This is a genomic window from Prevotella sp. DNF00663 (genome assembly GCF_001553265.1).
Taxonomy (GTDB): domain Bacteria; phylum Bacteroidota; class Bacteroidia; order Bacteroidales; family Bacteroidaceae; genus Prevotella.
This window is the reverse complement of the sequence record NZ_KQ960669.1, coordinates 9,535-12,372: the sequence shown is the minus strand read 5'-3', so window position 1 is coordinate 12,372 and position 2,838 is coordinate 9,535. Positions and strand designations below refer to the sequence as shown.

Annotated in this window: 3 protein-coding genes; all 3 read left to right on the top strand. The window is 36.3% G+C overall.

What is annotated here, in order from left to right; translation table 11 throughout:
- Nucleotides 1-139: 139 nt before the first annotated feature.
- The 3 genes from HMPREF3034_RS11915 to HMPREF3034_RS11905 all read left to right on the top strand — a co-directional run bounded on the left by HMPREF3034_RS11915 (nucleotide 140) and on the right by HMPREF3034_RS11905 (nucleotide 2,790).
- Nucleotides 140-565: a hypothetical protein gene (locus HMPREF3034_RS11915; protein ID WP_231725680.1), complete on the top strand. Its 426-nt coding sequence runs from the start codon at nucleotides 140-142 to the stop codon at nucleotides 563-565.
- Nucleotides 552-1,232 carry an MAE_28990/MAE_18760 family HEPN-like nuclease gene (locus tag HMPREF3034_RS11910; RefSeq protein ID WP_004338036.1) on the top strand — a complete coding sequence of 227 codons (681 nt, stop codon included), beginning with the start codon at nucleotides 552-554 and terminating at the stop codon, nucleotides 1,230-1,232. The genes HMPREF3034_RS11915 and HMPREF3034_RS11910 overlap by 14 nt, the downstream gene beginning before the upstream one ends.
- A gap of 334 nt (nucleotides 1,233-1,566) precedes the next feature.
- A complete protein-coding gene (locus HMPREF3034_RS11905) occupies nucleotides 1,567-2,790 on the top strand; it encodes a site-specific integrase (RefSeq protein WP_062435787.1) in 1,224 nt (407 codons plus the stop codon).
- The last annotated feature ends 48 nt before the right edge of the window (nucleotides 2,791-2,838 follow it).

Sequence of the window (2,838 nt, the reverse complement as noted above, 5' to 3'; positions counted from 1 at the left end):
TAAATCGTTTTACTGGGTCTAAAATACTTTGCTAGCGTGGGGCAAATTAGTGTGGCTTTTCCAATGTTCTCAGAATGAGTTATTCCATGAAGTGTGTCCTATTTCTAAGAGTAGGTCTGATAGGGGAGAATACGAAGAATTGGCTTTAAGATTCTTTGCCTACTCTGAGTCTTATCTAAGTTTTAAGCATGATGTGTCTTCTTTTTTAGATGATTATGTGAAAGCTCATAAATCATCGTTTGACGAAGAACGAATGAGAAATGCTTTTTTGACTATGTTGAATTTTGCAAAAAAGGAATTGGCACCATGTTATTTTGCGAGGAGTGAAAGAGATAAATCTACTCCAAGAGTTAGATTTGAGGCTTTAGCTGTTGGCATACATTTTGCCTTGCTGGAAAAGCCAAATTTAACTGTCAAAGATCGAAATTGGCTTAACTCCATAGAATTTAAGAAAGTAACCACTTCTGATGCTAGTAACAATCCTGGGCGATTAAAGGAACGTATTGAGTTTGTTCGCGATTGCTTGTTAGATAAAATAGAAAATCTCACTTATGAAGAAAACTAAAGATGAATTCAAAAAGAGATGTGTTGAGGTTGACAAATATTTAGATGCACTGTCGTTGCTTGACAAAGGCAATTGTCAACTAACTTGTACTGATTTAGCAGGAAATGCTATTGTCAGACAGATTGATACCGATCTAGCGCGAATCTTGAAAGCTAATGCATTCCTGTTACTTTATAATCTTATAGAGGCTACTATAAGAAATTCTATACAAGCAATAATAAACTCTATCAATGGTGACAAATTAGAGTTCGCACAAATATCAGATAAAGTACAAGAACTGTGGTTGAGACAAGAAATTAGTGACATAAAGAATACAAATCAGAATTATCTGATTATATCGGGAATATCTCAAAAAATATTAGCGCACTCCTTACTTTCTTTCAAAGAAGACTGTATTAAAATTAGTGGAAATATGGATGCTAAAGCTATTCGTAAAATAGCAAAACAGTTTGGTTACCAAGAACCTAAAGATGGAAGAGGCTTAGTACAAATAAAAGAAAAAAGAAATAAACTTGCGCATGGAGAGTATACATTTACTGAGGTTGGCAAAAATTACACAATCAGTGATATAAGTATTCTAAGTAAAGAGGCTAAGGAATACATAGATGATGTTTTGTTATGTGTGGAAAATTATATATTGAAAAAGTCTTACAGGAAGATAAGCTGATTGGGAACAATTTGGGAACATTCCTAAAACAAGAAAAAGCTAAGTATTGAGTAATCAATTACTTAGCTTTTATCATTGTACCCAGACCCGGTACAATATCGTAAAAAAAAGAGAAACCAAAAGAATATATTATATTGATAATCAGCTATTTGCAATTTTCTTATATTTGGTGATTTTGCCCTTTTTTGCCTGTTTTTTGTTAGATAGTACACTTTTAGTACACTTTGATGTTCGGAACTTTTTAGTATCTTTGCAAAATAAGAAAACATCTGAAAATAAACGAGTTAATGATTTTACTCGGTTTGATACACATTTAGGTACATAACTATCAACTATGGCAAAATTAGAAAATAAAGCAAAGGAAAACCCGAAATTGGAGCAAAATGTGTTATCTGATGGTCGGATAAGTCTTTATCTAGAGTATTATCTTGGTAGAGAAGAAACACCTGTATTGGACGAGGACGGTAACCCTGTTTTGTATGAAACAGGTAAAATGATCGGCAAGCCCAAAGTACACATCAAGCACAATAGGCGAAAAGAGAATTTGCAGTTGTATTTGATAGCCAAGCCTCGTACTCCAATAGAACGGCAACAGAACAAAGAAACGCTTGAACTGGCTGCCAAGATCCGTGCTGAGCGTGAACAAGAATTTAAAGAAAGCATGCTCGGCTATCGTTTGAAGAAGGATAGAAATATTAATTTCTTGGACTACTACCAAGCGTACATAGACAGTTATACCAAGAAAGACCTGCGAATGATAAAGATAGCCTTGAATCGTTTTAAGGATTTTCTGAAAGAGCAATACCCACTCTATGAGTTTAGCATTAAGCCCGATTTGATAACAAAGGAAATGATGGAACGGTTTGTGGAGTATCTGCAATCACGAAGTGTTGGCGAAGGTGCAAAGAGCATCTATCAGCGTTTCAAGAAAGTGGTGCGCTATGCTATCGACCATGAAGTGATGTTGAAAGATCCATGTAAGGGTGTGGTGTGCAAGGTTGATGAGCAGATCTTGCGTAAGGATGTATTGTCTATGGACGAAATCCAATCTTTAATCCAATGCCATTACGAAAACGAGAACCCAAATGTGCGACGAGCATTTATTCTCTGCCTGTATTGCGGTTTACGTTTCTGCGATGTGAAAGACCTAACCTATAAAAATATCGACTACACCAATCACCTGTTGAAGTTTGAGCAGAATAAGACCAAAGGACATTCTGCTAATAGCGGTGTCGTTATCCCTTTGAACGATGGTTTGCTTTCATTGATAGGAGAAGCCCCTGAAGACTTAGATACCTCCATTTTTAACTTACCCACATACGAGAGTTGTTGCAAGTCGGTAAAACGGTGGGTAAAGCGTGCAGGTATCAATAAGCATATCAGCTGGCATTGTGCTCGCCACAGCTTTGCCGTGAACATCCTGAATAATGGTGCCAATATCAAGACTGTTGCAAGCCTGTTAGGGCATAGTGGATTGAAGCACACCGAAAAATACACTCGCGCAGTGGATAAGTTGAAGTCGGAGGCGATCAATAGTTTACCAGAATTGAAGTTGTAATAAGAAAAATGAATTTAAAAACATTTTTTTGATTAGATGCGACCATCT